27 protein-coding genes are annotated in these 25,905 nt (G+C 55.5%); 10 read left to right on the plus strand and 17 right to left on the minus strand.

The window, feature by feature from the left end:
- Nucleotides 1–53: 53 nt before the first annotated feature.
- From RTM13_RS03210 to sad, 4 genes are all read right to left on the minus strand, one after another.
- Nucleotides 54–1,514 carry a diguanylate cyclase gene (locus RTM13_RS03210; protein WP_312210044.1) on the minus strand — a complete coding sequence of 487 codons (1,461 nt, stop codon included), beginning with the start codon at nucleotides 1,512–1,514 and terminating at the stop codon, nucleotides 54–56.
- 43 nt (nucleotides 1,515–1,557) lie between these two features.
- Nucleotides 1,558–2,484: a glutaminase B gene (glsB, locus tag RTM13_RS03215; RefSeq protein ID WP_312210045.1), complete on the minus strand. Its 927-nt coding sequence runs from the start codon at nucleotides 2,482–2,484 to the stop codon at nucleotides 1,558–1,560.
- 63 nt (nucleotides 2,485–2,547) lie between these two features.
- Nucleotides 2,548–4,137 carry a methyl-accepting chemotaxis protein gene (locus RTM13_RS03220; RefSeq protein WP_312210047.1) on the minus strand — a complete coding sequence of 530 codons (1,590 nt, stop codon included), beginning with the start codon at nucleotides 4,135–4,137 and terminating at the stop codon, nucleotides 2,548–2,550.
- A gap of 127 nt (nucleotides 4,138–4,264) precedes the next feature.
- A complete protein-coding gene (gene sad, locus RTM13_RS03225) occupies nucleotides 4,265–5,653 on the minus strand; it encodes a succinate-semialdehyde dehydrogenase (protein WP_312210048.1) in 1,389 nt (462 codons plus the stop codon).
- Nucleotides 5,654–5,757: 104 nt separating this feature from the next.
- Here sad and ptrR point away from each other — a divergent pair, with 104 nt between their 5' ends.
- Both ptrR and RTM13_RS03235 read left to right on the plus strand, forming a co-directional pair.
- On the plus strand, nucleotides 5,758–6,627 hold the full coding sequence (gene ptrR, locus RTM13_RS03230) for a putrescine utilization regulator PtrR (protein WP_312210049.1): 870 nt from the start codon (nucleotides 5,758–5,760) through the stop codon (nucleotides 6,625–6,627).
- A gap of 89 nt (nucleotides 6,628–6,716) precedes the next feature.
- Nucleotides 6,717–7,661: an L-lactate dehydrogenase gene (locus tag RTM13_RS03235; RefSeq protein WP_312210051.1), complete on the plus strand. Its 945-nt coding sequence runs from the start codon at nucleotides 6,717–6,719 to the stop codon at nucleotides 7,659–7,661.
- A gap of 10 nt (nucleotides 7,662–7,671) precedes the next feature.
- On the opposite strand, the gene RTM13_RS03240 is transcribed toward RTM13_RS03235, so the two are convergent.
- On the minus strand, nucleotides 7,672–9,039 hold the full coding sequence (locus tag RTM13_RS03240; RefSeq protein WP_312210053.1) for a PTS transporter subunit EIIC: 1,368 nt from the start codon (nucleotides 9,037–9,039) through the stop codon (nucleotides 7,672–7,674).
- A 269-nt stretch (nucleotides 9,040–9,308) separates the two neighbouring features.
- Here RTM13_RS03240 and RTM13_RS03245 point away from each other — a divergent pair, with 269 nt between their 5' ends.
- Nucleotides 9,309–10,508 (plus strand): enolase C-terminal domain-like protein, encoded by a 1,200-nt coding sequence (locus RTM13_RS03245; RefSeq protein WP_312210055.1) that lies wholly within the window; start codon nucleotides 9,309–9,311, stop codon nucleotides 10,506–10,508.
- Here RTM13_RS03245 and RTM13_RS03250 read toward each other — a convergent pair.
- Genes RTM13_RS03250 through RTM13_RS03260 form a run of 3 tightly spaced genes read right to left on the minus strand, consistent with a single transcriptional unit; the run spans nucleotide 10,505 to nucleotide 11,851 of the window.
- On the minus strand, nucleotides 10,505–11,218 hold the full coding sequence (locus RTM13_RS03250) for a GntR family transcriptional regulator (RefSeq protein ID WP_312210057.1): 714 nt from the start codon (nucleotides 11,216–11,218) through the stop codon (nucleotides 10,505–10,507). The genes RTM13_RS03245 and RTM13_RS03250 overlap by 4 nt on opposite strands.
- A 14-nt stretch (nucleotides 11,219–11,232) precedes the next feature.
- Nucleotides 11,233–11,517 carry a NadS family protein gene (nadS, locus tag RTM13_RS03255; protein WP_312210059.1) on the minus strand — a complete coding sequence of 95 codons (285 nt, stop codon included), beginning with the start codon at nucleotides 11,515–11,517 and terminating at the stop codon, nucleotides 11,233–11,235.
- A gap of 1 nt (nucleotide 11,518) precedes the next feature.
- Entirely contained in the window at nucleotides 11,519–11,851 is a 333-nt protein-coding gene (locus tag RTM13_RS03260; protein ID WP_312210061.1) for a type II toxin-antitoxin system RelE/ParE family toxin, read from the minus strand.
- A 289-nt stretch (nucleotides 11,852–12,140) separates the two neighbouring features.
- On the opposite strand from RTM13_RS03260, the gene RTM13_RS03265 reads away from it, so the two are divergent.
- On the plus strand, nucleotides 12,141–13,349 hold the full coding sequence (locus RTM13_RS03265) for a sugar transporter (RefSeq protein ID WP_312210062.1): 1,209 nt from the start codon (nucleotides 12,141–12,143) through the stop codon (nucleotides 13,347–13,349).
- A gap of 95 nt (nucleotides 13,350–13,444) precedes the next feature.
- Here the strand turns inward: RTM13_RS03265 and RTM13_RS03270 are convergent, their stop codons facing one another.
- Complete coding sequence (locus RTM13_RS03270; RefSeq protein ID WP_312210063.1) at nucleotides 13,445–14,116, minus strand: MarC family NAAT transporter; 672 nt, start codon at nucleotides 14,114–14,116, stop codon at nucleotides 13,445–13,447.
- A gap of 242 nt (nucleotides 14,117–14,358) precedes the next feature.
- Here RTM13_RS03270 and marR point away from each other — a divergent pair, with 242 nt between their 5' ends.
- From marR to marB, 3 genes are read left to right on the plus strand one after another with little or no spacing between them, the layout of a single operon-like run.
- Nucleotides 14,359–14,793: a multiple antibiotic resistance transcriptional regulator MarR gene (marR, locus tag RTM13_RS03275; protein WP_103820981.1), complete on the plus strand. Its 435-nt coding sequence runs from the start codon at nucleotides 14,359–14,361 to the stop codon at nucleotides 14,791–14,793.
- Nucleotides 14,794–14,810: 17 nt separating this feature from the next.
- Nucleotides 14,811–15,194 (plus strand): MDR efflux pump AcrAB transcriptional activator MarA, encoded by a 384-nt coding sequence (gene marA, locus RTM13_RS03280; RefSeq protein WP_312210134.1) that lies wholly within the window; start codon nucleotides 14,811–14,813, stop codon nucleotides 15,192–15,194.
- A gap of 30 nt (nucleotides 15,195–15,224) precedes the next feature.
- Nucleotides 15,225–15,428, plus strand: coding sequence for a multiple antibiotic resistance protein MarB (marB, locus tag RTM13_RS03285; protein WP_312210065.1), 204 nt, complete (start codon nucleotides 15,225–15,227; stop codon nucleotides 15,426–15,428).
- 43 nt (nucleotides 15,429–15,471) lie between these two features.
- On the opposite strand, the gene eamA is transcribed toward marB, so the two are convergent.
- A complete protein-coding gene (eamA, locus tag RTM13_RS03290) occupies nucleotides 15,472–16,368 on the minus strand; it encodes an O-acetylserine/cysteine exporter (RefSeq protein WP_312210066.1) in 897 nt (298 codons plus the stop codon).
- A 191-nt stretch (nucleotides 16,369–16,559) separates the two neighbouring features.
- On the opposite strand from eamA, the gene ydeE reads away from it, so the two are divergent.
- The gene (gene ydeE / locus RTM13_RS03295) at nucleotides 16,560–17,756 is read left to right on the plus strand and encodes an efflux MFS transporter YdeE (protein ID WP_312210067.1); all 1,197 of its coding nucleotides are present in this window, start codon (nucleotides 16,560–16,562) and stop codon (nucleotides 17,754–17,756) included.
- A gap of 33 nt (nucleotides 17,757–17,789) precedes the next feature.
- On the opposite strand, the gene RTM13_RS03300 is transcribed toward ydeE, so the two are convergent.
- Together RTM13_RS03300 and RTM13_RS03305 are read right to left on the minus strand one after the other, a co-directional pair.
- Nucleotides 17,790–18,893 carry a cobalamin-independent methionine synthase II family protein gene (locus RTM13_RS03300; protein WP_312210069.1) on the minus strand — a complete coding sequence of 368 codons (1,104 nt, stop codon included), beginning with the start codon at nucleotides 18,891–18,893 and terminating at the stop codon, nucleotides 17,790–17,792.
- Nucleotides 18,894–19,055: 162 nt separating this feature from the next.
- Complete coding sequence (locus RTM13_RS03305) at nucleotides 19,056–19,454, minus strand: rhodanese-like domain-containing protein (RefSeq protein ID WP_312210071.1); 399 nt, start codon at nucleotides 19,452–19,454, stop codon at nucleotides 19,056–19,058.
- Between the two features lie 67 nt (nucleotides 19,455–19,521).
- Here RTM13_RS03305 and ftrA point away from each other — a divergent pair, with 67 nt between their 5' ends.
- Nucleotides 19,522–20,508, plus strand: coding sequence for a transcriptional regulator FtrA (ftrA, locus tag RTM13_RS03310; RefSeq protein WP_312210072.1), 987 nt, complete (start codon nucleotides 19,522–19,524; stop codon nucleotides 20,506–20,508).
- Between the two features lie 504 nt (nucleotides 20,509–21,012).
- On the opposite strand, the gene RTM13_RS03315 is transcribed toward ftrA, so the two are convergent.
- Together RTM13_RS03315 and RTM13_RS03320 are read right to left on the minus strand one after the other, a co-directional pair.
- The gene (locus RTM13_RS03315) at nucleotides 21,013–21,420 is read right to left on the minus strand and encodes a hypothetical protein (protein ID WP_312210074.1); all 408 of its coding nucleotides are present in this window, start codon (nucleotides 21,418–21,420) and stop codon (nucleotides 21,013–21,015) included.
- A 120-nt stretch (nucleotides 21,421–21,540) separates the two neighbouring features.
- On the minus strand, nucleotides 21,541–21,717 hold the full coding sequence (locus RTM13_RS03320) for a hypothetical protein (protein ID WP_312210075.1): 177 nt from the start codon (nucleotides 21,715–21,717) through the stop codon (nucleotides 21,541–21,543).
- Between the two features lie 364 nt (nucleotides 21,718–22,081).
- Between RTM13_RS03320 and RTM13_RS03325 the strand changes: the two genes are divergently transcribed.
- A complete protein-coding gene (locus tag RTM13_RS03325; protein WP_312210077.1) occupies nucleotides 22,082–22,444 on the plus strand; it encodes a hypothetical protein in 363 nt (120 codons plus the stop codon).
- An 88-nt stretch (nucleotides 22,445–22,532) separates the two neighbouring features.
- On the opposite strand, the gene RTM13_RS03330 is transcribed toward RTM13_RS03325, so the two are convergent.
- From RTM13_RS03330 to dcp, 3 genes are all read right to left on the minus strand, one after another.
- Nucleotides 22,533–22,976, minus strand: coding sequence for an acetyltransferase (locus tag RTM13_RS03330; RefSeq protein WP_312210079.1), 444 nt, complete (start codon nucleotides 22,974–22,976; stop codon nucleotides 22,533–22,535).
- Nucleotides 22,977–23,176: 200 nt separating this feature from the next.
- Nucleotides 23,177–23,650, minus strand: coding sequence for a hypothetical protein (locus RTM13_RS03335; RefSeq protein WP_312210081.1), 474 nt, complete (start codon nucleotides 23,648–23,650; stop codon nucleotides 23,177–23,179).
- A 183-nt stretch (nucleotides 23,651–23,833) separates the two neighbouring features.
- Nucleotides 23,834–25,879 (minus strand): peptidyl-dipeptidase Dcp, encoded by a 2,046-nt coding sequence (gene dcp, locus RTM13_RS03340; protein WP_312210082.1) that lies wholly within the window; start codon nucleotides 25,877–25,879, stop codon nucleotides 23,834–23,836.
- Between the last annotated feature and the right edge of the window lie 26 nt (nucleotides 25,880–25,905).

The raw sequence follows: 25,905 nt of genomic DNA on the forward strand, positions 1-25,905 counted from the left end.
AATGCGTTATTTCAATGAATTCCCTCGCAATCGCAGCGCGTTAGGTGACAGTGTTACGCATTCTCTGTGCCTGGATCACCATTATTAGTGGGTAACAATTCAACTGGCTCCTGCCCCTCCTGCGTGCTGGTACGGTTGCGTCCCTCTTTTTTCGATCGGTAGAGATACTCATCCGCCTCAGCCAGCAGTTTGTTAAACCGCTCCGTCAGCTCCCAGGACTGGGTAGTACCGCTGCTCAGGCCAATGCTGACGGTCAGAAAGAGCGTCTGTTGCCGCCAGCGGAACGGATGGGCCTCAACGGCGCGACGGATGCTCTCTGCCAGCATAAACCCCTGCCGCGCATCCTCCGTTGTTGCCACGACGGCAAACTCCTCTCCTCCCATCCGCGCGACAATCCCTCTGTCGCCGACCACCTGCTGCACCTGCTGGGCAAAGGTCGTTAACACCCTGTCGCCGCACTCATGACCAAAGCTGTCGTTGATGGTTTTGAAATAGTCGATATCCAGCAGCATGACTGACAGATGCCGCGCCTCGCCACCCCGATCGCGGCCCAGCGCCTCATACAGCCCAGAGCGGGAGTAAACCCGGGTGAGAAAGTCAAAGTCAGCCCGCAGCGAGACCTGTTTCATCAGCGTATTAATCGCGTTTACGCTGACGCAAACGATAAGCGGGCAGATGGCCATGGTGGCGATCCCCAGCCTTACCGAGAACATCCGCGACATTTGCAGCGGACTGGCAACGAAGATGTTAATCGTGCCGTTGGCGACCAGAATAATTTCCAACGCCCCGGTTAAGAAGGTCAGGAAGGCAGTCGTCAGCAGCGAATAGCGTACCGCGCACCAGATCAGCGCCGGCAGTGGAAAGAGCAGACTCCCCGCCCCGCCAATCGCCACGGAGGCAGTGATTGAAATCATCAGCGCCGCAATCGGCAGCAGGTGCTCGACGCGAAACGGCGCGGCCCAGCGCGGCCATGTCAGGGTGAGGACACAGGGCAGGATCAGCACCCCGGTAGAGAACTGCTCGCTAAACCAGTCGGCAAAGAGCGGCCAGAAGGTCAGATTATCGATACCCACCGAGGCAAACGCGCCGACCAGCGCACAGCCCAGCGCTCCCAGCAGGCAGTAGTTGAAAATTCGCAGGGCGCTTACCGGCAGGGTGCGTTTTTCAGGCCGTCGTTTATCCCTGACAATCAGCTGCGCCACGGTGAGAATAAACACCATATTCGACAGGTTAATGACCAGCGAGGTCGCTCCCCAGGTGGTGGTCAACGCATCGTAAACCAGCATCGCCACGTAGCAGATGGCATAGTTGTGCAATCGGTTCAGCCAGGTATAGCGCGCAAAAATACCGGCCATCACCGCGTTCAATGGCCAGAATAGGGAAAGCTCCTCGACAAGCCTGAGCATCGCGCCAATAAAGTAGAAGAGCGTGGTCAGTAGAAAGATCAGGACCGCGTTACGCCATGGCCTCTCTTTATGGAACGGACTAAAAGCAATGTTCAGTTGTGAAAGCATAGAGTTCTGTCCCTGTAGATAAGGGTAACGACGCGGCAGGCCATCAGTAAACCGAACGACCCAGCTGATGGCTGAGTGCTTCAAGCATAGCAATACCCGCCAGCGAGTTGCCTGCTTCGTCCAGCGCCGGACTCCAGACGCAGATAGCCATCTCATGGGGTACGATCGCCACAATACCCCCTCCCACGCCGGACTTCGCCGGCAGGCCCACGCGCCAGGCAAACTCGCCCGCACTCTGGTACATGCCGCTGGTGGCCATCAGGGCATTGACCTGCCGCGACTGTAATGGGGAGATGACCGGCCGGGTCAAATGGGGTGCCCGCCCCTCATCCGCCAGAAACAGGAAGGTCTTAGCCAGCTCGACGCAGCTCATCTTCAGGGCGCAGTAGTGGAAGTAGTTTTGCAGCACCGTCGCCACGTCATTATGGAAGTTACCAAAGGATTTCATTAGCCAGGCAATGGCCGCGTTCCGCGCCGAGTGATCGAACTCAGATCGCGCTACTTTGCTGTCGTAGGTGATATCGCTGACGTCGCTGAGCTGGCGAACAACCTCCAGCATTCGCTGGCGCGGTGCGCTGAGGCGGCTCTGTAGCATATCGCACACTACCAGCGCCCCGGCATTGATAAAGGGATTCCGCGGCTTGCCCTGCTCAATTTCAAGCTGAAGCAGTGAATTAAAGGGGTGGCCGGAGGGATCTTTGCCCACCCGCTGCCAGATCTCCTCCTCCTGGTAGTGATCCATCGCCACCACCAGGCTCAACACCTTCGAGATAGACTGAATAGAGAAGCGCTCATCGGCATCACCAGCCTGAAAGTGACGGCCATCGATGGTGCTCACCGCAATCGCCAGCTTATTTGCCTCTACCGAAGCCAGCGCGGGAATGTAATCGGCTACCTTACCCTGACCGACCAAAGGCCGAACCTGGGCCAGAATAGACTCCAGCATGTCATTATCCATGACCGTCGCCACACTACACTCCTTGCTCACCGGCTAAAAAAGGCCTGCGAGTATATCAGAGCCACGCGGCAAGCGTCAGGCTGGAAGTCGAAAACGCGTGACCGCCTGCATAAGTTGTCGGGAATCATCGTGCAGCTGCTGGGACGCCTCGGCGGCGGTGCTGACCAACTCACCTGTACGCCGGGCTACCTGGTTCAGCCCCTGGAGCTGGCGCGTCATTTGATGAATGTTCTCGCCCTGGTTCAGCGTCGCCTGGGAGATGTCATTGAGCAGGCCGCTGAGGTGCGCCACCAATCCCGTGACCTGCTGAAGGTTATTCTCCAGCCGGTGTACCGCCTGCGAGCCAGCCTCTATACCCTGCAACGAGTGCTGGATCAGGACCTGAATCGTCTGTGTTGAGTGGCTGCTTTTGCGCGCGAGCAGGCCCACCTCTTTTGCTACTACGGCAAAGCCGCGCCCATGGTTGCCCGCGTGGGCGGCTTCAATAGCGGCGTTAAGGGCCAGGATATTGGTCTGGAACGCCACGTTATCGATCAGCGCCACGATACCGCGCATCTCATCTGAGCGCGTCACAATTGCCCGCATTGATTCGTTAACGGTATCCATCATCCTGTCTCCGCCCGCGGCGGCCTGACGGGCCTCATCAGCGCGCTGGCTGGCAAGCTTCGCATAGCCTGTATTGCCCTCGACGTGGGACTCAAGCTCGGCAATGTTGGCCGTCACCTCGTCCAGCTCTTTGGCCTGGCGAGCCGACTGCTGGTAGAGCTTCTGATTGCCCTGCGCCAGGCTCTCGATATTGCCCACCATTGAGGTAGTCGCATCGCTGACCTGGGTTACCAGCTGCTGAAGCCCCTGCTGCATGGCTTCAATACTGACGCTGAGCTGGCCGATCTCCCGGTTAAAACAGGTCACCGGCGGCGGTGCCACGGAGAGATCCCCGGCGGCAAGACGATTGATATGGGTAATCAGCCGCTTAAGAGGGGCGATCACCCAGCGCGACATGCCAAACCAGACGGCGATGGCGATCACCAGCAGCAGTGCTGGCCCGAGAATAAAGAGGTATTGCAGATTCGCCAGGCGGGCCATCAGCGTCTGCCTGCCCTCCTCTGCACGTGCGTCGCTGGCGGCGCGGAAGCGGGCAAAGTTATCGTTGAAGTCGGCCTGAAACGCCTGAGCCGGTACGGCAAAGAAGGCATCGATCGACTGGCTGCGGGTCAGGGCATCCGCCTGCTCTTTGATCGCACCGTAGAAGAGCTGGTAGCTATTTACGAGTCCCTCATCTTCCGGCGGATTGAGCGCTCGCCACGCCTGCCAGCTTTTTTGCGAACTTTCCAGCGCCTGCTGGGCCTCATCCATCAGGCTATGCCAGCTTCCTTCCGAGCCGGTGGCCTGATCCTGCATAAAATAGACCCCCGCGCGGTTAAGCAGATCGCTGGCTGCCAGCAGTGCTACCCGCGCTTCATCAACCTTTGCCTGCTGCAGAATAGCCTGCTGATTCAGCTGCTCGTGATGCTGGGCGTCGTGGAGAGAACGGGAGAGGAGAAGAGACGAAGAGATCTGAAGCGCGGAGAACAAGCCGATAATGCACAATATCCCTGCCAGCAGGCCAAACTGCCGTGGCTTAGCCAGTCGAAAAGCAGACGAAAAAGTTTTAGTTAAGTTCATGATATTCTTCTGTAACTCATCTTCTGAAACTACACACTGCGCGTGAGTCTACGAAAGAAAAATGACAGAACCATGACAGCGCGGCAGCACTGAATAAACAGCGGTGCCGCGCAGGATACGCTAGCGTTTACAGACGGTCTTTCCACACCGTCTGCACGTTGCAGAACTCATGCAGACCGAAATGTGACAGCTCGCGACCAAAGCCGCTCTTCTTCACACCACCAAACGCCACGCGGGCATCGCTGGCGCTGTAGCCGTTGATAAACACGCCGCCGCACTCCAGACGCGCAGCCAGCGCTGTCGCCCGCGCCTCGTCAGCGCTGAAAATCGTAGCCGAGAGACCAAAGTCACTGTCGTTTGCCAGGGATAAAGCGTGCTCAGCATCATCGGCGATGGTAATTGTGGCTACCGGGCCAAACAGCTCCTGACGGAACGCGGTCATCTCCGACGTCACGCCAGTGAGCACCGTTGCCGGATAGTAGTTGCCCTCCCCGCTGATCTTCTCCCCGCCAAGGCGCAGCGTGGCCCCTTCGTTCAGGGTGGCTTCCACCTGAGCATGCAGCTCGTCGCGCAGATCGTAACGCGCCATCGGCCCGAGGTAGTTCTCTTCAACGTCCGGCGCGCCCAGCTTCAGCGCGGCCGCTGCGGCAATAAATTTTTCGGTAAAGGCTTCCGCTACGTCTGCTTCAACGATAAAGCGTTTCGCCGCCGCGCAGACCTGCCCGGTATTTTGATAACGACCGGCTACCGCCGCTTTAACGGCCAGATCGAGCGAGGCGTCGTTAAGTACGATAAAGGGATCGGATCCCCCCAGCTCCAGCACGCATTTTTTCAATGCCGCCCCGGCCTGGGCACCAATTGCCGCCCCGGCACGCACGCTGCCGGTAACGGTCACGGCGGCAATGCGCGGATCGTTAATCGCCTGACTTACGCCTTCGTTAGTAGCGTTTACCCAGCCAAAGACGCCCGTCGGTAGACCCGCCTCGCGAAAGATATCGCCCAGCAGTTCGGCACAGCCCAGCACGTTAGGAGCATGTTTCAGCAGATAGCTGTTACCCGCCAGCAGGATCGGCACCGCACCGCGCAGTACCTGCCAGACCGGGAAGTTCCACGGCATCACCGCCAGGATTGCCCCTAGCGGACGGTACTCAATCACCGCCTGATTATTTTCTACCTGGGTCGGCTCGCTCGCCAACATGGCCGGACCATGTTCGGCATACCAGTCGCAGAGGTTGGCTGATTTCGCTACCTCAGCCCGGGCCTGCAGAATGGGTTTGCCCATCTCGGCGCTAATCAACTGGGCCATCTTTTCACCGTGCTGACGCAGAACGGCACCCACGTTACGCAGCGCCTGGGCGCGTTGATCCACGCTCTGCTCGCGCCACTGACGGAAGCCCTGCTGCGCGGCGGCCAGCGCCGTCTCGACCTCTGCCGAGGTGGCCCACGGACGGGCAGAGAGCTGTTCGCCCGTTGCCGGGTTAATAGATAGTGCGTGTGTTTTTGCGGAAATGGACATTATTTATCTCTCTTCTAAACAGGGAACTTGCTTTATCCTGGCCTACTCTGCTATTTCTGAAAACTGAATAATATTAACCTAACCATTCACGATTCGAGAACAGTATGGATTTAACCCAGCTTGAGATGTTTAACGCCGTGGCGCAGACCGGCAGCATTACCCAGGCCGCACAGCGGGTGCATCGGGTACCCTCGAACCTGACGACGCGCATCCGCCAGCTGGAGGCCGATTTAGGCGTGGATCTCTTTATTCGCGAAAACCAGCGCCTGCGCCTCTCTCCCGCCGGGCACAGCTTTTTACGCTATAGCCAGCAGATCCTCGATCTGGTTGCAGAGGCGCGCAACGTCGTCGCCGGTGACGAACCGCAGGGGCTCTTTTCCCTCGGTTCACTGGAGAGCACCGCCGCCGTACGCATTCCCGCGACCCTGGCCGACTTCAATCAGCGCTATCCGCGTATCCAGTTTGATCTCGCTACGGGGCCGTCCGGAACCATGATCGACGGGGTGATAGAGGGTCGGCTAAGCGCGGCGTTTGTTGACGGGCCGCTGATGCATCCTGGACTGGAGGGCATCCCGGTCTACCGGGAGGAGATGATGATCGTTGCCCCTGGCGGGCATGCCCCTGTCGATGACGCCATGCGGGTTAACGGGATGAGCATCTATGCTTTTCGCGCCAACTGCTCCTACCGTCGCCACTTTGAGAGCTGGTTTAAGGCGGCGGGCGCAATGCCCGGCAAAATCCATGAAATGGAGTCCTACCATGGGATGCTGGCCTGCGTGATAGCCGGAGCCGGGCTGGCGCTGATGCCGCGCTCCATGCTGGAGAGTATGCCCGGTCATCATCAGGTCTCTGCCTGGCCGCTGGCAGAGGAGTGGCGCTGGCTGACCACCTGGCTGGTATGGCGCAAGGACGCAAAGAGCCGCCCGCTGGAGGCGTTTATTGCCCTGCTGCAAGAGCAGTCGCAGAGGTCATAGGATAATACAATAGATGTTTCAGGATGTTGCGCCGATGACCCGTAAGGGATACTTTTAAGCGGTCGCCATTAACGGTTAACGGAAAAAGAATGAATACCAAAGCCCGTAAAGTCATGATTATTGGTACCGGCAACGTCGGAGCATCGGCAGCGTACGCTCTGCTAAACCAGAACATTTGTGAAGAGCTGATCCTGGTCGATCTCAACCGCGATCGCGTCGAGGGACACGCCCAGGATCTGGCAGATGCAGCGGCCTATATGCCAGGGATGATGACCATCTCTACCCGTGAGGCCAGCGAGTGTGCGGATGTAGATATCGCGGTGATCACTGTCTCCGGCGGCCCGCTTCAGCCTGGCCAGACCCGGCTGGACGAGTTGACCAACACGGCAAAAATCGTCAAGAAGATCGTGCCGCAGATGATGGCGAACGGCTTCAACGGCATCTTTCTGATCGCCACCAATCCATGTGACATTATCACCTGGCAGGTGTGGAAGCTCTCTGGCCTGCCGCGTAACCAGGTCATCGGTACCGGGGTATGGCTGGATACCACTCGCCTGCGCCGCTCCCTCGCCCAGACGTTGGATATTGGCGCGCAGAGTATCGATGCGTTTATTCTCGGCGAGCATGGCGATACCCAATTCCCGGTCTGGTCTCACTCTTCGGTCTACGGTTCACCCATCGCCGAGGTCTATCAGCGCAAGACGGGTCAAGAGCTGGATCGTGAGCGTCTGGCAGAGCAGGTTCGCCGTCAGGGTTTTGATATCTACGCCCGAAAAGGCTGTACCGAATATGGCATTGCCGGGACCATCGCCGAGATCTGCCGCAATATCTTTACCGGCAGTCACCGTGCGCTGGCGATCTCCTGCGTACTGGACGGAGAGTATGGCGCAGAGAATATCGCCATCGGCGTACCGGCAGTGCTGGCCCAGAGCGGCGTGCAGCAGATCATTGAGTTGCAGCTGGCGGAGGATGAGCAGGCGAAGTTCCAGCACTCGGCTAGCGTGATTGCCGCAAACATCGCCCGCCTGCCCTGATAGCCAGGCGTTACTGTGCAGCGCTGCGCCGCACTAACAGCAGCGTTAAGCTAAACGACAGCACCAGCGAGATCAGCACGCCGGAAATGGCGTAGGGGAACCACGGACCGATGTAGGCTGGCAGACTGAAGATGCTGGAGAGAATGTAGCCAAACAGCCGTACGCCAAAGAAAGCGATAAACGCGGACGCTACGCTGCTGGCAATCGTCGCGGCAATAAATGCCCGCTTCTCTTTGGTCAGTACGCCAAACAGCGCCGGTTCGGTGATGCCCAGCAGCGCGGAGATCGCCGCAGAGAGCGTCACGGTGCGATCGTCGCGATGACGGTTCTGAAACCAGATGGCAAAGGTCGCCCCGGCAATCGCCATGTTTGCCATGCACATCATCGGCATCAGCATGTCGTAGCCGTGTTCACTGAAGTTTTGCAGGGCAATAGGCGTCATCGCGTGATGCATGCCGGTGAGGATCGCCACCGGACGGATCGCGCCGACAATCAAACCCGCCAGCACCGATGAGGTATCAAACAGGCCCTGAATACACCACGCCAGACCTTTTCCCAGCCAGATACCTACTGGGCCAATAACCACTAACGCCACCAGCGCGGTAATAAACAGCGTCAGGGTTGGCGTAAACACGGTTCTTAAGACCTGCGGCATGATGCGATCGACGGCGCGGTGGATATAACTCAGCGCCAACACCGAGAAGATCACCGGGATCACGCTGGAGGCATAGTTGAATACCGATACCGGCAGCACGCCGGCAAACCAGTAAGCCTGCACCGCCCCCGGTGCGCCGCTCGTCAGCTGCTTAGCCGCCTCAATCAGGGAGGGATACATTAAGCAGGCAACCACTGCCGCCGCTAAATACTCGTTGGTTTTAAACATCTTCGCGGCGGAAACCGCCAGGAAAAACGGCAGGAACCAGAACACGCCGCTGGCAATCATGTCGATCACCATTACAGTGTCACTTTTTGCCGACAGCAGATTCATGGCAATAAAACCGGCCAGCAAGCCTTTGATCATGCCCGCACCCGCAATAGCCGGTACGATGGGACCGAAAACGCCGGACACCGTGTCCATAAACAGCGAAACCAGCCCCCTCTTCGCTTTGGCTGATGGTGCGCTGGCTGGCTCAGCAGCGACGTCGCCGCCGATCTGCTGATACCAGTGATTGACCTGCGGGCCGATGATCACCTGAAACTGCTCGCTTTGCAGCTGCGCACCCAACACGCCAGGTAGCTGGGTCACGGCCTGTTGGTTGATCTTCGCCTCATCGACCAGATCGAAGCGCAGACGCGTCATGCAGTGCCAGACTTTATTGATATTTTCTCGACCGCCAACGCCCTGGATCAGCGCGTTGATGATGGCTGGATTACTCATTTCCTGCTCCTCGTCTGCCTTGATGACGGCATGTTCAATGCTGAAGAAGTCTACGGGAAGGCTGCCGGGATAAACAGACCAATAAAAAGTGATGACACTCACAAAAGCAGGTATAAGAAGCAGGTTCAACAGGCTTTATGTTCGATTGGTCTGGTTTTTAAGCCATTCACCCTCCCTGCGCGGACCAAAATAAAGTGCTGGTAATCGGTAAAAAAGAGCAGGAATAATAGTCGCCGTAATCTGCTTTTAGTCAGCCGTCAGGAGCGACCATGACACCCACTATAATCACCAACGTTGAATGCTTTATCACCCGCCCGGATCGCCACAACCTGGTGCTGGTTAAAGTCACCACGGATAAAAATATCGTCGGTTACGGCTGCGCCACGTTTCAGCAGCGACCGCTGGCGGTAAAGGCCATGGTGGATGAATATCTGCAACCGCTGCTGATGGGGCGCGACGGCAATCACATTGAAGATTTGTGGCAGATGATGCAGGTGAACGCCTACTGGCGAAATGGCCCGGTGATGAACAACGCCATCGCGGGCGTAGATATGGCGCTGTGGGATATCAAAGGCCAGCTGGCGGGAATGCCGCTCTATCAGCTGTTCGGCGGGAAATCGAAAGACGCCATTGCGGTTTACAGCCATGCTGCCGGTGAAAGCATGGATGAACTCTATCCGCAGGTGGATGCCCTGCTTGCGCAAGGTTATCGCTACATTCGCTGCCAGCTCGGTTTTTACGGCGGCACGCCGCAGGACTTACATGCCACCCGCGAACCGACGGCAGGCGCTTATTACGATCAGGATGAATACATGGCAAATACCCTCGCCATGTTTAAAGCGCTGCGCGCGAAGTACGGTCATCGTTTCCATATTCTGCATGATGTGCATGAGCGACTGTTTCCGCAGCAGGCGATTCAGCTGGCGAAGGCGCTGGAGCCTTATCAGCCCTGGTTTTTGGAAGATATCGTGTCGCCGCAGCAGAGCGGCTGGTTGGCACAGATCCGAGCGCACAGCAGCGTGCCGCTGGCGCTGGGCGAGCTATTTAACAATCCGGCTGAGTGGCACGATGTGATCGTTAATCGGCAGATCGATTTTATCCGCTGCCATGTGTCACAGATTGGTGGTATTACCCCAGCACTTAAGCTAGCGATCCTGTGTCAGGCATTTGGCGTGCGTCTGGCCTGGCACGGGCCACCAGACATGACGCCGATCGGCGTAGCGGTGAATACCCATCTTAATATTCACCTGCATAACGCAGCGATTCAGGAGTTTATTCCGCCGCAGGCCAATACTCTGGCGGTGTTTCCCAATGCGCCACAGGCGGAGGGCGGCTATATGTACCCGATCGACCGTCCGGGCATCGGTATGCAGGTAGATGAAACAGCGTTGGCGCGTTTCCCGGTGGTATATCGTCCCCACGAATGGACGCAAAGCCGCCTGCCGAACGGCGCGATGCATACGCCTTAATCGCCGCTGCGAAAGCGCAGGTTGTCGGCGTTGAACGGCGTGACGTAGGTGCATTCGTAATGAATGTCGATCACTTCGCTCAGCACCCAGACTTCACCGCCGGAGAGAATGCCACGGTTGGTGATTTTCATGGCGGGCGTGCCGCGTTTGCAGCCGAGCAGCGTGGCCTGGGCTTTGTCCGCCGCCACCGCCTGATAATGGGTGAGGAAGTGGGAAAGCGTAAGGCCTTTGCCGATCACATAGCGCTGTAATGAGCTTTCAATCGCCTGCTGATTGAGGTCGGGAAAGCGCGCCAGCGGCAGGCTGGAGGTTTCGATCTGCGTGCAGCGATCGTCCACGTAGCGCAGACGACAGAAATGCCACAGCCAATCATTTTCCCCGATGCCAAATACCTGTTGCTGTTCCTTACTGGGCAGCCGTTTATGCAGGCTGAGCAGGCGATAGCGCATTTGATCGAAGCGTTTTTCGGTGATGGAGTTATAGACCAGCGGATTACTGCGCGCATTTTCACTGACGTAAATGCCCGAGCCCTGCACGATACGAATAATGCCAATGCTAACCAGCTTTTTTAAAGCTTCACGCACGGTATAGCGCGAAACGCCATACTCGTCGGCAAGTTCACGCTCGGCGGGTAATTTATGTAACGGCTCGCTGGCGGTTTGGAAGATCTTACTAAGCAAGTCCTGAGTGATAAATTCCCGTTTTTTCATGGTGTCAGCAGTATTTAATGCGAGGCCAGTTCGTAATAAAAAGCTGGATTTGACTGGATGGCTGCCAGCACCTTTGCTGCAAGCCCCGTTGGGTTGCGTCTCTTACTCTCCCAGCTTTTAATAGTATCAACGCTAGTACCTAACGCTTGGGCCATTTCACTCTGCGAGACATTAAGCTGCTCTCTGATGGCTTTAACGTCGGCAACCTCATAACGCGTAACCCGAGCCGCTTTCTTCGCGCCTTTTTTAATCTCTACAGCCTCTTCCAAAGAGGTTTTCAGCTCATCAAAAAAACTCATATTACACCTCTTTACTCAATAGTTTAGCCAGTTTCTTTAGCTCTGCTTTTTCCGCGTCGGTCAGACTATCCTTTATATTTTTCGGATAGACCATTATCAAATAAATAACCTCTACAGTGGCCAAAAAATAGATCACTCTGGCACTTCCTCTTTTCCCTTGAGAGCCTGTAGCCATCCTGATTTTACGTAGCCCACCGGTGTGCGGTATTAAGTCACCTTTATCAGGAAAGGCAATAAGTTCCTTTTGTAGAACCCTGAGTTCATCGTCCGTGGCAATCTGTCTAATTTGACGAGTAAACGTTGGGGTCTCGATAAATTCTATCGCATGACTCATCCATTCAATCTCCCTTTTGGCGTACACAGTACACCTTAAGGAAGATCTTCTCTATAGGATAGCTGAGTTAGAACATAAAATTGTGAGGACCGTAGGCCGGATAAGCGCAGCGCCATCCGGCGTCAAGGCGCCTGACGCCGGATGGCGGCCAAAGGCCTTATCCGGCCTACATGAGCGCTCTGGTTTGGGAGTCAAAATCGAGATCTAAATCACAAAACGATTGTATTTTCGCCAGTGAACGTTTTAAGATCGCGGCATCTTTTCCGCTCATCAACACTACTATAACCTTATGACAACGAACACCGTTTCACGCAAAGTTGCGTGGCTGCGCGTCGTGACGCTGGCCATCGCGGCCTTTATCTTCAATACCACTGAATTTGTACCCGTCGGACTGCTCTCTGATATCGCTGACAGCTTCGGGATGCAGACCCCGGAAGTGGGCATTATGCTCACCATCTATGCATGGGTGGTGGCGCTGATGTCGCTGCCGTTTATGCTGCTCACCAGCCAGGTGGAGCGGCGCAAACTGCTGATTGTGCTCTTTGTCCTGTTTATTGCTAGTCACTTACTCTCCTTCCTTGCGTGGAACTTTACCGTGCTGGTAATAAGCCGGATCGGCATTGCCTTTGCCCACGCGATCTTCTGGTCTATTACCGCATCGCTGGCGATCCGCGTGGCTCCCCCCGGCAAGCGCGCCCAGGCACTTAGCCTGCTGGCCACCGGCACGGCGCTGGCAATGGTGCTCGGGCTGCCAATTGGCCGCATCGTCGGGCAATACTTTGGCTGGCGCACCACCTTTTTTATCATCGGCCTCGGGGCGCTGATCACCCTGCTCTGCCTGGCGAAGCTGCTGCCTAAGCTGCCGAGCGAGCACTCCGGTTCGCTGAAGAGCCTGCCGCTGCTGATCCGCCGTCCGGCGCTGATGAGCATCTATCTGCTGACGGTTGTGGTGGTGACCGCACACTATACCGCCTATAGCTACATCGAGCCGTTTGTACAGCACGTTGCGGGCCTGAGCGCCAGCTTCGCTACCGTTCTGCTGCTGATCCTGGGCGGTGCGGGCATTATTGGCAGCGTCCTGTTTGGCAAGCTAGGCAACCAGCACGCCTCCACGCTGGTGAGCAGTGCGATTGCCGTGCTGACGATCTCACTGGTGCTGATGCTGCCCGCTTCCCACAGCACGATGTACCTTGCCGTGCTCGGCGTCTTCTGGGGCATAGCGATTATGATTATCGGGCTGGGTATGCAGGTGAAAGTCCTGTCGCTGGCTCCGGACGCCACCGACGTGGCGATGTCACTCTTCTCTGGCATCTTTAACCTGGGAATCGGCGCGGGCGCGCTGGTGGGCAACCAGGTGAGTCTTAACTGGTCGATGGCCAACGTGGGCTACGTGGGTGCAGTGCCCGCGCTGGCGGCGCTGGTCTGGTCGGTGGTGATTTTCCGCCGCTGGCCAACGGTGCTGGAAGAGCACGCTGAGCTTCAAGAGCAGACGCAATAACGTTTACGCCGGGTGGCTCAGCGCTTACCCGGCCTACGATGGGCACGGTGTGTATTTGTAGGCCCGCGTAAGCGAAGCGCCACCGGGCGTTACTGCTACGAAAGTGGGTAGCTGGAGATAATCTCCAGCACCCCATTAATAATAAACTGCACGCCCATGCAGACCAGCAGAAAACCCATCAGTCTTGAGATGGCTTCGATACCGCTTTTCCCTACCAGCCGCATTACCGCTCCCGAACTGCGCAGACAGCCCCAGAGGATCACCGCCACGATCAAGAAGATGAGCGGCGGCGCAACCAGTATCACCCACTCCGGAAAGGTTGAGTTGTGACGCAGGGTTGAGGCCGAACTGATGATCATGGCGATGGTTCCCGGCCCGGCGGTGCTGGGCATGGCCAGCGGGACGAAAGCGATATTCGCGTCCGGCTCTTCAATCAGCTCGGCCGTTTTACTGCTGGCCTCCGGCGACTCATGTACTTTCTGCTGGGGAAACAGCATCCGGAATCCAATAAAAGCGACGATTAACCCGCCCGCAATACGCAGCCCGGGAATAGAGATGCCGAAGGTATTCATCACTACCTGCCCGGCATACCAGGCAACCATCATTATGGCAAATACGTAGACCGAGGCCATCAGCGACTGGCGATCGCGTTCAGCTTTGTTCATGTTTCCCGCCAGCCCAAGAAACAGTGCAACGGTGGTTAACGGGTTCGCTAGCGGGAGCAATACCACCAGCCCTAACCCAATAGCCCTGAACAGATCCTGCATAAGCTTCACTCCTCGACGTGGAATACTCTTTACGCATTATACCTACAAAGCCCCTTCTTGCGCAGCGGGCATTGTGCTAACCCAATGTATAACTTGCAGTTATTAATTTATTAGTTATTGCTAAAAAATTAGTACGTGAAACGTTTTAGCAAATTGTGGCATAAGCTAATGCATTCAGTTGACTTATAGTTGCCCCGGCAATAATATCTGCCGTGACTAATCTACTTGCCGGGGCAACCATCGTGAAAAGCACCAGTGACTTGTTCAATGAAATCATCCCACTGGGCCGCTTGATCCACATGGTCAACCAGAAAAAAGATCGCTTATTAAACGATTACCTTTCGCCGCTGGATATAACGGCGACGCAATTTAAGGTGCTCTGCTCTATCCGCTGCGCAAGCTGTATTACGCCGGTGGAGCTGAAAAAAGTGCTGTCTGTCGATCTCGGGGCGCTGACCCGAATGCTGGATCGACTGGTATGCAAAGGCTGGATTGAACGCCAGCCTAATCCGCACGACAAACGCGGCGTGCTGATTCAGCTCACCGCCGATGGCGCAGCGCTTTGTGAGCAAGGCCATAAATTAGTGGGGCAAGACCTGCATCAGGAACTAACAAAAAACTTAACGGCAGATGAAGTGGCAACCCTTGAGTATTTGCTCAAGAAAATACTGCCGTAAACAGAAGAGGTATAATGATGTCCAGACGCAATAATGACGCCATTACTATTCATAGCATATTGGACTGGATCGAGGATAACCTGGAGTCACCGCTGTCGCTGGAGAAGGTTTCCGAGCGTTCGGGTTATTCAAAATGGCACCTGCAACGGATGTTTAAGAAAGAGACCGGGCACTCTTTAGGTCACTATATCCGCAGCCGCAAGCTTACTGAAATCGCACAGAAGCTTAAGCAGAGCAACGAGCCGATTCTCTATCTGGCAGAGCGCTACGGCTTTGAGTCACAGCAGACGTTGACCCGAACCTTTAAAAACTATTTCGACGTGCCGCCGCATAAGTACCGTATTACCAATATGCATGGCGAAGCCCGTTATCTGCTGCCACTAAACCATTACAACCATTAATCGCCTGTTTTAAGACGTATCGAGGAAATCATGAAGTTTACCGTCTCCGCCGCCCTTACCCTGCTGGTGCTGTTTTCTGGCAACAGCTTTGCGGAGCAGCCGCGCCCTTCCGATCAAAACCAGCGCGACGCGATGATTATGCCTTCCGCCCATGACCAGTCACCTTTCGACTTTAACCACATGGGCTCCGGAAGTGATAAATCCGACGAGTTAGGCGTGCCTTATTACAACTAAGCGCGGCTAATACGTCCTTGCCCCGCTCCGTGCGGGGCTTTTTTTAGCGTGCCGCCAACGATGAACGCAGGCGAAAGCCAAAGATATTGATATAGAGGCCGGCCATAATCAGCGCAGCCCCCAACAGCTGTAAACCGTTCAGCGTCTCACCCAACAACAGCGCAGCGCTGGCCATGCCCACTACCGGCACCAGCAGCGAGAGCGGCGCAACGCGCCAGGTTTCGTAGCGTCCGAGCAGCGTTCCCCAGATCCCATAGCCGATGATAGTGGCGACAAACGCCAGGTAGATCAGCGACAGCACGGTGGTGATATCGATCTGTACCAGACTTTGCACCATCGCCGCCGGGCCATCAAAGATCAGCGAGGCGACCATAAAGGGAACCACGGGGATCAGCGCACTCCAGACCACCAGCGACATGACCGCCGGTCGCGACGGGTGCTGCATGATCTTTTTGTTAAAGATATTGCCGCAGGCCCAGCTCAAAGCGGCCGCCAGAGTGAGCATAAAGCCCAGCAGAGTAACGTCCTGGCCGTTCAGGCTGGACTCCGCCAGCACCAGCCCGCCAAAAACGGCCAGGGTAATTCCAAGCACCTGCTTAAGCTGAAGCCGCTCGCCGAAAGCCGCCGCCCCGAGGACGATGGTAAAGAAAGCCTGCGCCTGCAATACCAGCGAGGCCAGCCCGGCGGGCATGCCAAACTTAATGGCGCTAAACAGAAAGGCGAACTGGCCAAAGCTGATGGTCAGGCCATAGCCCAGCAGCAGGCGCAGCGGCACCTTTGGCCGGGCGACAAACAGCAGCGCCGGGAAGGCTACCAGCACAAAGCGCAGACCTGCCAACATTAGGGGGGGCATATTGTGTAGCCCGACCTTAATGACGACAAAATTAAGTCCCCAAACCACTACCACCAGTAATGCCAGCAGCCCGTCTTTCCGCGTCATACCTGCCCCTGAAGTTTAAGCTTTTGTAAAAATATTACGTTATCGTAAAAATCTGTCGAGAGACAGATCACAATATTCGGTAGGTCAGCCTGTGCGATGTCATAGATCTGGTTGCTATACAGTGCGCTTTTGGCATGTTATTGCTGATAGCGAAAGCAAAAAATAAAAAACTACGCACTGTCGGATACAACATGATCACAACTCAGCAACGCTCCATCATCGCACTACTCGCTTCATCACTACTGTTAACCATCGGGCGCGGCGCTACGCTGCCCTTTATGACCATCTATCTCAATAGCCAATATGGCATGGCCGTAGATCAGGTGGGTTTTGCCATGACCGTGGCAATGTCAGTCGGCGTCTTCTTTAGCCTCGGCTTCGGCATGCTTGCCGATAAATTTGATAAGAAGCGCTACATGTTGATCGCTATCACCACCTTTATACTGAGCTTTATCGGCATTCCTCTTAGCCATAATGCGGTGCTGGTGGTGCTCTTCTTCTCGGTAATTAACTGCGCCTACTCGGTCTTCGCCACTGTCGTTAAAGCCTACTTCTCCGATACGCTGGCTCCGGCGGCGAAATCAAAGGTCTTTTCGCTTAACTACTCATTCTTGAATATTGGCTGGACGGTCGGCCCACCGCTGGGGACGCTGCTGGTGATGCAGAACAGCCAGCTGCCGTTCTGGCTGGCTGCTGGCTGCGCGGCCTTCCCGGTGGTGTTTATTCAACTCTGGGTGCAACGCGTTAGGGTGAAGAGTGAGGGAGAGGCTACCCAGCCCTGGTCACCCTCGGTTCTACTGCACGATAAAGCCCTGCTGTGGTTCACGCTCTCTGGCCTGCTGGCCTCCTTCGTCAGCGGCTCTTTTGCCTCCTGCATTTCGCAGTACGTAATGGCCGTGGCCGATAACGCTTTCGCACAGAAGGTGGTGGCGCTGGTGCTGCCGGTGAATGCGATTATGGTGGTCATGTTTCAGTACGTTATTGGCCGCTACCTGCAGGCCAGCAATATTCGTCCGATGATGGCCGTCGGGACGCTCTGCTTCGTGATCGGACTGCTCGGCTTTATGATCTCCGGCAGCCAGCTCTGGCTATGGGGACTCTCCGCCGCCGTATTTACGGTTGGGGAGATTGTCTATGCACCGGGTGAATATATGCTGATCGACCACATTGCCCCGCCGGGAATGAAAGCCAGCTACTTCTCAGCCCAGGCCCTCGGCTGGCTCGGCGCAGCGATGAACCCACTCGCCACCGGCATCATTCTGACCACGCTCCCTGGCTGGACGCTGTTTGCGATCCTGGCGGCAATCATCGTTCTGGCCTGGCTGATGATGCTGCGCGGGATGCAGGTCAGGCCGTGGGACAGCGGACTGAGCGCGGCAAAAGCATAAAAAAAGGGCAGGAAATCCTGCCCTACTTAATGCTTACCAGACCTGGTCCGCGATGGTGGTTACCAGGCGGACCTTATCCCACTGCTGGGCTTCGGTCAGGCTGTTGCCCTCTTCTGTGGAGGCAAAACCGCACTGCGGGCTGAGGCAGATCTGATTGATATCTACATACTGCGCCGCTTCCTGGATGCGCGCCCTGATCCCTTCCGGGTTCTCCAGCTCGCCGTTTTTCGTGGTAATCAGGCCCAGCACCACCTGCTGCTTGCCCGGACGGATAAAGCGCAGCGGAGCGAAGTCACCAGAGCGATCGTTGTCATACTCCAGGAAGAAGGCATCGACGTTGACCTGGCCGAAGAGCACTTCCGCCACCGGCTCGTAGCCGCCTTCAGAGATCCAGGTTGAACGGAAGTTACCACGACAGACGTGCAGGCCGATGGTTAAATCCTCCGGCTTGCCCTCCAGCGCCTTGTTCAGGACCCGGGCATAGATACGTGCCAGCTCGTCAGGATCCTCACCACGCTCGCGAACCTGGCGACGCTGATCGTCTGAGCAGAGGTAGGCCCAGACCGTATCGTCCAGTTGCAGGTAACGGCAGCCCGCTTCATAGAAGGCGTGGATAGCGTCGCGCCAGGTGGTCGCCAGATCGTCGAAGTAGGCATCCAGCTCTGGGTAGACCGTGCTGTCGATATCTTTACGGCCGCCGCGGAAGTGCAGCACGCTCGGGCTAGGGATGGTCATTTTCGGCTGGGCGCTGCCGCTGATGCTCTGCAGGAAGCGGAAATCCTCCAGCATCGGGTGATCGCCGAAGCCCAGCTTGCCGGTCACCCGTACGCCATGTGCTTTGGTCTGTACGCCGTTGAACTGAATGCCCGCATCAGAGTCGTAACGCTCTACGCCCTGCAGGCCATCAAAGAAGTCAAAGTGCCACCAGGCGCGGCGGAATTCGCCGTCGGTAACGACATGCAGGCCGCAGGCGCACTGCTGCTCTACCACTTTACGGATCGCGCTGTCTTCAACGGCGCGTAGCTGGCCCGCATCAATTTCGCCCGCAGCAAACTGAATACGTGCCTGCTTAATAGCATCCGGGCGCAGGAAGCTGCCGACAACATCGGCGCGGAACGGGGAGTGGTGACGCTGCATGGTAATCTCCTTGCCGTCGGGTAATGATAACCTGACGTGATAGTTCATAATTTAAACATTTTAGCCTTCTGGACGGCTATATGTCTAAAAATATGTCACACTCCCCGTCCTGATGCAACCGAGAATAATTCACGAGACGTGAAAAACTTTCATGTTGCCGCGTTAATCACCGCTGGCGAATGCAAATCCTTCATCTTCCCAGCCCGTAATACCGCCGATCATAATCTTCACCGGCAGGCCCAGTTTCGCCAGCTTTAACGCGGCGCGATCGGCACCGTTACAGTGCGGACCGGCGCAGTAGACAACAAACAGCGTCCCGGCAGGCCACTCGCGCATTTTCTCGTCGGTGATCTGGCTGTGCGGCAGATGCACCGCCCCAGGCAGATGGCGTTTAGCATAGGCATCCGGGCTACCAACAACGTGCAGCAGGGCAAAATCCTGCTGCTGATGAGCTAAGGCATGGTGGACATCGGCGCAGTCGGTTTCAACGTTCAGGCGCTGTAGAAAATGCTGAACGGCCTGTTCGGCGGGGGCGGTGGGATATTCGCTTACGTAGCTCATGGTACTTTCTCCTTGGTTGTGTTAACACTAAGCTAACGCAAAACTTATCGGCCCACCGCCTACCGCTATGCCAGAAAACGCCAGGATAATGACAACTTTACCCTCCCCCCGCCCGCTGGTGGTGGCTGTCGCCTATGACGGCCTTTGCACCTTTGAATTCGGTATTGCCGTGGAGATTTTTGGCCTGCCGCGCCCTGAACTGGGCGAGAACTGGTACCGCTTTGCCGTGGCATCGGTGGATGAAGGTGAGCTGCGTGCTACCGGCGGCATCCGGCTGGTGGCCGACGGCGGCTTAGGGCTGCTGGCGCAGGCCGATACCATTATTATTCCCGGCTGGCGCGGTGCAGAAAGTCCGGTGCCGGAGGCATTGTGTCAGGCGCTGCGCGAGGCTAACGCCCGTGGCTGCCGAATCATGTCTATCTGTTCAGGGGTATTTGTGCTGGCCGCCGCCGGGCTGCTTAACGGAAAGCGGGCTACCACTCACTGGCGCTATACGCCGCTGTTGCGGGAGCGCTACCCCGCCATTGAGGTGCTTGAGGATGCGCTCTATTATCATGAGGGTAGCGTGCTAACCTCGGCGGGCAGCGCAGCCGGGATCGACCTCTGTCTGCATCTGGTTCGTCTGGACTATGGTACCGACGTGGCTAACAACGTTGCCCGTCGACTGGTGGTACAGCCGCATCGTGATGGCTCGCAAAGCCAGCAGATCGTCCGGCCGGTCGCCAGATCGCGGGAGAGTCAGCGACTCGGGCAGGTGTTCGATTATCTTCATAGCCAGCTTGCACACCAGCACTCTGTGGCTTCCCTGGCGAAGCTCGCCGGTATGAGTACAAGAACCTTTTTACGCCGTTTTGATGAGGCGACGGGAACCACGCCTGCGCGATGGATTTTACAGGAGCGGCTGGCGCGTGCCCGGACGTTGCTGGATAACGCCGATCTCAGTATGGAGGAGGTCGCTGCGCAGGCGGGCTTTGCTACCGCCGCCTCGTTGCGCCACCATTTTCGTCAGCGTTTCGCCCTGTCGCCCCGTGACTATCGTAAAAATCAGGCATAAAAAAACCGCCAGTGATACTGGCGGCAAATGCTTGCATGGATAGATCTATTTTGCTCTGTACGTTATCCCGAGGTTTATTAGTTGGGATAGCCGATCGTCACTATCATCGCACAGCATTTCTTAACAAAGGCTAAACAACGCGGCGTAATAACTATAAAGAAAGTATGTAGGCCCGGTAAGCGATGCGTCATCGGGCCTTGCTGGGCTGACACCGCAATGCCGGGCGGCACTGCGTTTGCCCGGCCTACGTGAGGCACGGTGCGGTTTTTACCGGCTCTCCCGCCAGGCTTTGATCATCTCTTTAGTAACTTCATCTTTATAACAAACAGGTGAATAGCCACCGGCCTTGCACAGTAAAGCGGTGTTAATTAATAAAGATTGATTAATGACAAAAGACAGATTGGTTGCATGAAAACACGTAGGCCTGATAAGCGCAGCGCCATCAGGCGTTTCTGTGCTGACGCTGCCATGCCGGGCGGCACTGCGTTTGCCCGGCCTACTGTGTTAACCTTTTTGAGTTCCGGTATCGATCTTTAGATAGCGCATCAGCCCTACGGTCGCGCTCTTTTTAGCTTCGTCATTAGCGGCTACCAGATAGTAATCTGTTGCGATCGCATAGGGCGCTTTATCCGCGGGATAAACTGCATATTTAAACACCAGCTGACCGCCATGGCGCTGGCACTCCATATCCCAGTGCCCTTTCTCTGCTTGCGCAATGCCGCACTGGCCCGGACCGTAGCTGTTTGAGAGATAAGAATCGACTCGGGATTCAGCTTTCGTAATGTAAGCCGGCTTATTATTGTACATAAAACCGGTACATACCGCGCCCGCCGCCAAAATGAGCGGTAACGATAACAGCATTTTTCTTTTCATTTTGAAAAGCCTATTTTCTAACAGAAACACGCGCCGCATAGTATTCTCCTTATTACCAGAGAATGTAACTACCTTAATTAGCGGTTCTTAACATAAACGGTTTTTGTGACAGCGGCGTGAACCCGTGTTCAACAAAAAGCCGCCCGTAGGCGGCTATTCTTAGAGAGGCCTTGTGCGATCGGGATCGTCGATATCAGGGTTATCGATATCAGGATCGTCAAAATCAGGATCGTCAGGGTCGATAGGGTCAATATCATCTGGCGGATAACGGTCGGGATCGTCCCGGTCCGGTCTGTCAGAAGGTAATGGATCAACAATATCTGGGCGTTCGGACATAGGACCTCCAGCACGATAAACTGCAGTAAAGGATGTTAGCGAACCGCTACTTTTTATCCTGTTTTGGCTTTTTGTTGTCAGACCCAGACCGCTTATCAGAATTTTTAGGCTGGTCTTTAGAAACGTTCAAGTTGACGCTTTTCATGGGTAACTCCAGGTAAGGTGACAGCTTTTGCTGCACCTGGAGTATAGGTAAGCTTTTTCGATACCACCAGCGAGGCGGCAACGCGATGGTCCAGCCCCAATACCCAGCGCCCTGTAAGTTACGGTGTCACCTTCTCTGCCCTGCGCTATCTAAGCCACGGTTTTCAGCATCGGTTCAGTAACCGGACTATGCTATGCTTGGAAAAAACAAGGAGGTGAGATGTTTTCCTTTCTCAATACATTAAAGCGGCTGATAAGCAATCAGCAAGAAGCACCGACTACTCAGCCAAAATATTCAAATGAACAGCTTTTGCAGTGGGCCACGGGCTGCATGCTGGAGGGGCTTCCGGATGAGTTTTATGAAGCCAGGATTACGTGTCAGTGCAGCGTGAATAATGAAGGCCACCAGACAGTAAATGTCTCTCACGAATTCAAGCTTACTGAAGAGTCAGAGTACTCCAGATTTTCCCCGCCAGACGATCTCTATGCGACTAACTGCATTGAACAAATCCTTACTGGTAAGAAATGGACCTATGCAGCGATTATTTTCAACCCTCAAACGACAAGATTTGAATGGAAATAATGACCAATGCCTCATGTAAATAGTGAGCAGGGTTGTTCTTACATCGTCGTTTTAGCAAAAAATCAATGATATTATGCTACCGCAATGGCTACATCCCATTAGCTTTACTTAGGTGCAACAGGGGATATGGCCTCCCCTGATTATCCTGCTTGGAACGCCCTGAAATCTGAAAACCCATATGCTGATAAAATCCTACAGCTTGCTGGTTTTGTTCATTTACATCGACGCTTAAATCATGATGCAGGGCCAGTGCATGTGAGATCAACCGTTTGCCGACGCCAAGTCCACGAGCAGAAGCATCCACAAAAAGTGCTTCCAGATGACCATTATGCAAAAACATAAATCCTAGTGGCTGGTCATCCTGATTTGTAGCAACCCATACAGGAACTTCTGAAAAAAAGCCGACAACTTCTTTTTCGATCTCTTGTCGGTCATGATCTGTCAGAAAATCATGTGTTGCATCTACTGAATTCTTCCAAATTTGTATGATTTCAGGTGCTTCAGCCGTTCTTGACATTCTGATTTTTAACATTTTCCTACCTTCAATCGGTCTTTACTTTATGTATTTACATACAAAATGAGTCCGCCAAAATTTACTATAGTAAAATTAAATTCACTATAGTGATTTAGCTTTCATGTTTAATAATTGTTCAGAAAAAGTGCTAATACTCTGGTTAATTTGAGCCTCTTCATTATGATCTGCCGGGATCATCCTTTTAAGGCTGAAAACGTTTAAATACGTTTTGGCCGTGTTGCGAAGAAGACAACTGCAGCTCCGATAGCGACGATGAGCGTATCTTCAATTATGCCACTTCTGGTCTGCCCAATTTCTGCCATGGCTTTTTTACGTGCCGCAAGTGTGACATAGGCAAGTGGCACAGCGGCAGAGATAGCGATCGTTGCGCCGGTTTTTTCTTCTCCTGCGGGTGCCAATGCGGCGCCCGCAATCCCTGCACTGGCCACACGTGCTGACAAGCCCAAAAACACGGTGCGGTCTGGCGCTGACTTCATCTTGTCGCCAAAGAGCTCACCTACACCCATCGCTAACGCGCCATATTTGAATAACGGACGGTCCAGTAGCATGAGGCTGCCCGGTGTGTCGCGCCTGGCAAGGCGTGCTCCAGCGAGGACCGCCATCGGCGTCATAGACCGGCAGCTGGCGACAACGCCAATTAAGGCGGAATAAATAAACTTAGTTATTTTCATTACTTATCTCCCGGCTTTACTAACGCATTTACATGGTCACATTATTTAAACGCTTTTGCTCCAGGTGCGGCTTCCTGTGCAAATTTCAACGGCAATAGTCAGTATAGATGAACGGCCTGAGCTCGCGGTCTCGACTGGATACCGGGCATCGCGCCCGGTTCTGTTTCCAGCCCGAAAAAGCCCTTACGAACTCAGCCCGCGATTCACTAGCATCGGTTCGATCCTGGGATCTTGTCCGCGCCACTGGCGATAAAGCTCAGCTAAATCAGTGCCATTCCCGCGCGACAAAATAGCCTCGCGGAATTTCTGCCCGTTTTCGCGGTTTAATCCGCCCTGCTCCACAAACCATTGGTAGCCGTCGTCGGCCAGCATCTGCGTCCAGATATAGGCGTAGTAGCCCGCAGCGTAGCCCCCACCGAAAATATGCGCGAAGTAGCTGCTGCGATAGCGCGGCGGCACGGCAGCAAGATCGAGTTCTTCCCGCTTAAGCACCTCGGCTTCAAAGGCAGCAACATCATTCACCGTGGTCTGAGATGTCAGACTGTGCCAGTTCATATCCAGCAGCGCGGCGCTGAGTAGCTCCGTCATGTCGTATCCTTTGTTAAACAGCGCAGCCCGATGCATCTTCTCCTGTAGCGCCGTCGGCATTGGCTCTCCAGTCTGGTAGTGACGGGCATAGCGGGCGAAAACGTCAGGATGGCTGGCCCAGTGCTCGTTAATCTGCGACGGGAACTCAACAAAATCTCGTGGCGTATTGGTGCCGGAGAGCGTGGCGTAGCGCTGGCTGGCAAAAAGACCATGCAGGGTGTGGCCGAACTCATGGAATAGCGTGATGACATCATCCCATGAAATCAGTGCCGGGCCGCCTGCGGTGGGCTTCTGGTAGTTGCAGACGTTATAGATAACCGGCCGGGTTCCCTGTAGCGTGGATTGCTCAACAAAATTACCCATCCATGCCCCGCCGCTTTTGCTGTCGCGGGCGTAGAAATCGCCGTAGAAGAGCGCCATGCCGGTGCCGTCAGCGTCAAAAATTTCCCAAACGCGGACGTCCGGGTGATAGACCGGCAGATCGAAACGCTCGACAAAGGTCAGGCCAAACAGCTGGCTCGCAGTCCAGAACACCCCTTCAACCAGCACGGTATTGAGAACAAAGTAGGGTTTAATCTGCGCATCATCGAGGGCAAACTTATCCCGGCGCACCTGCTCGGCGTACCACGCCCAGTCCCACGCCTCGGCGCTGAATCCGCCCTGCTGCTGGTCAATGACGTGCTGAATGTCCGCCAGCTCCTGCTCTGCACGAGCGCGTGCGGCCGGTACGATATTGCGCATGAACGTCAGCGCTGCGGCGGGAGTTTGCGCCATCTGGTCAGCGGTTTTCCATGCCGCGTAGTCAGGGAAACCCAGCAGTGCGGCCTGCTCTGCACGGATTTTAGCCAGGCGCAGCACGATAGCGCGGGTATCGTTTTCATCGCCCTTTTCCGTACGCGACCAGCCCGCTTTGAAAAGCTGCTCTCGGGTCTGGCGATCGCGCAGCCCCGCCAGCGCAGGCTGCTGGGTGGTATTCAGCAGCGGGATAAGCCAGCGCCCCGGCAGGCCCCGCTCCTCGGCCGCCGCCCGCGCCTGGGCTTTCTCCCCCTCGCTCAGGCCATCAAGCTGCCGCTCGCTCTCTACGATCAGCCCGCCCGCCTTGCCCGCCGCCAGCAGGTGCTGGTTAAACTGGCTTGTCAGCGTCGCTGCCTCGGTATTCAGGCTTTTTAGCGCCTGCTTCTCGGCAATACCCAGCGTTGCCCCCGCCAGAATAAAGCGCTGGTGGACGATTTCCGTCAGCCGGACGGACTCTGCGTCCAGCCCGAGGGCATGGCGCTGCTGCCAGACGGCATCAATACGCGAGAAGAGTGCCTCATCCAGATAGATATCGTTCGCCAGCTCGGCCAGCTCCGTGGAGAAGGCTTCATCAAGCTGCTGGAGATAGTCATTGGTGTGTGCGGAGGTCATAGCAAAAAAGATACTGGTGACCCGAGTCAGAAGCTGTCCGCTCTGCTCCAACGCCAGAATGGTGTTATTAAAATCCGCAGCCGCCGTCGCCTGGGAGATGTCTCTGACCTCAGCGCGCTTTTGCCGCATCCCTTCGTCAAAGGCGGAACGATAGTGGCTATCTTCAAGGGTATCAAAACGCGGAGCCAGATAGGGCAGCGTGCTTTCACTTAATAAAGGATTTGTTAGCGACATTTCAACTCCTTAAACATTGTCGTTTA

The sequence above is a fragment of the Pseudescherichia sp. genome (genome assembly GCF_031979925.1).
In the GTDB taxonomy this organism is placed as follows: Bacteria; Pseudomonadota; Gammaproteobacteria; order Enterobacterales; family Enterobacteriaceae; genus Pseudescherichia.

Bases quoted from the DNA above. Each gene is read 5' to 3' on its own strand.
- RTM13_RS03210 (WP_312210044.1), bottom strand. From the start codon at position 1,514: ATGCTTTCACAACTGAACATTGCTTTTAGTCCGTTCCATAAAGAGAGG.
- RTM13_RS03220 (WP_312210047.1), bottom strand. From the start codon at position 4,137: ATGAACTTAACTAAAACTTTTTCGTCTGCTTTTCGACTGGCTAAGCCA.
- sad (WP_312210048.1), bottom strand. From the start codon at position 5,653: ATGTCCATTTCCGCAAAAACACACGCACTATCTATTAACCCGGCAACG.
- ptrR (WP_312210049.1), top strand. From the start codon at position 5,758: ATGGATTTAACCCAGCTTGAGATGTTTAACGCCGTGGCGCAGACCGGC.
- RTM13_RS03235 (WP_312210051.1), top strand. From the start codon at position 6,717: ATGAATACCAAAGCCCGTAAAGTCATGATTATTGGTACCGGCAACGTC.
- RTM13_RS03240 (WP_312210053.1), bottom strand. From the start codon at position 9,039: ATGAGTAATCCAGCCATCATCAACGCGCTGATCCAGGGCGTTGGCGGT.
- RTM13_RS03245 (WP_312210055.1), top strand. From the start codon at position 9,309: ATGACACCCACTATAATCACCAACGTTGAATGCTTTATCACCCGCCCG.
- RTM13_RS03250 (WP_312210057.1), bottom strand. From the start codon at position 11,218: ATGAAAAAACGGGAATTTATCACTCAGGACTTGCTTAGTAAGATCTTC.
- nadS (WP_312210059.1), bottom strand. From the start codon at position 11,517: ATGAGTTTTTTTGATGAGCTGAAAACCTCTTTGGAAGAGGCTGTAGAG.
- RTM13_RS03260 (WP_312210061.1), bottom strand. From the start codon at position 11,851: ATGAGTCATGCGATAGAATTTATCGAGACCCCAACGTTTACTCGTCAA.
- RTM13_RS03265 (WP_312210062.1), top strand. From the start codon at position 12,141: ATGACAACGAACACCGTTTCACGCAAAGTTGCGTGGCTGCGCGTCGTG.
- RTM13_RS03270 (WP_312210063.1), bottom strand. From the start codon at position 14,116: ATGCAGGATCTGTTCAGGGCTATTGGGTTAGGGCTGGTGGTATTGCTC.
- marA (WP_312210134.1), top strand. From the start codon at position 14,811: ATGTCCAGACGCAATAATGACGCCATTACTATTCATAGCATATTGGAC.
- marB (WP_312210065.1), top strand. From the start codon at position 15,225: ATGAAGTTTACCGTCTCCGCCGCCCTTACCCTGCTGGTGCTGTTTTCT.
- eamA (WP_312210066.1), bottom strand. From the start codon at position 16,368: ATGACGCGGAAAGACGGGCTGCTGGCATTACTGGTGGTAGTGGTTTGG.
- ydeE (WP_312210067.1), top strand. From the start codon at position 16,560: ATGATCACAACTCAGCAACGCTCCATCATCGCACTACTCGCTTCATCA.
- RTM13_RS03300 (WP_312210069.1), bottom strand. From the start codon at position 18,893: ATGCAGCGTCACCACTCCCCGTTCCGCGCCGATGTTGTCGGCAGCTTC.
- RTM13_RS03305 (WP_312210071.1), bottom strand. From the start codon at position 19,454: ATGAGCTACGTAAGCGAATATCCCACCGCCCCCGCCGAACAGGCCGTT.
- ftrA (WP_312210072.1), top strand. From the start codon at position 19,522: ATGCCAGAAAACGCCAGGATAATGACAACTTTACCCTCCCCCCGCCCG.
- RTM13_RS03315 (WP_312210074.1), bottom strand. From the start codon at position 21,420: ATGCGGCGCGTGTTTCTGTTAGAAAATAGGCTTTTCAAAATGAAAAGA.
- RTM13_RS03320 (WP_312210075.1), bottom strand. From the start codon at position 21,717: ATGTCCGAACGCCCAGATATTGTTGATCCATTACCTTCTGACAGACCG.
- RTM13_RS03325 (WP_312210077.1), top strand. From the start codon at position 22,082: ATGTTTTCCTTTCTCAATACATTAAAGCGGCTGATAAGCAATCAGCAA.
- RTM13_RS03330 (WP_312210079.1), bottom strand. From the start codon at position 22,976: ATGTTAAAAATCAGAATGTCAAGAACGGCTGAAGCACCTGAAATCATA.
- RTM13_RS03335 (WP_312210081.1), bottom strand. From the start codon at position 23,650: ATGAAAATAACTAAGTTTATTTATTCCGCCTTAATTGGCGTTGTCGCC.
- dcp (WP_312210082.1), bottom strand. From the start codon at position 25,879: ATGTCGCTAACAAATCCTTTATTAAGTGAAAGCACGCTGCCCTATCTG.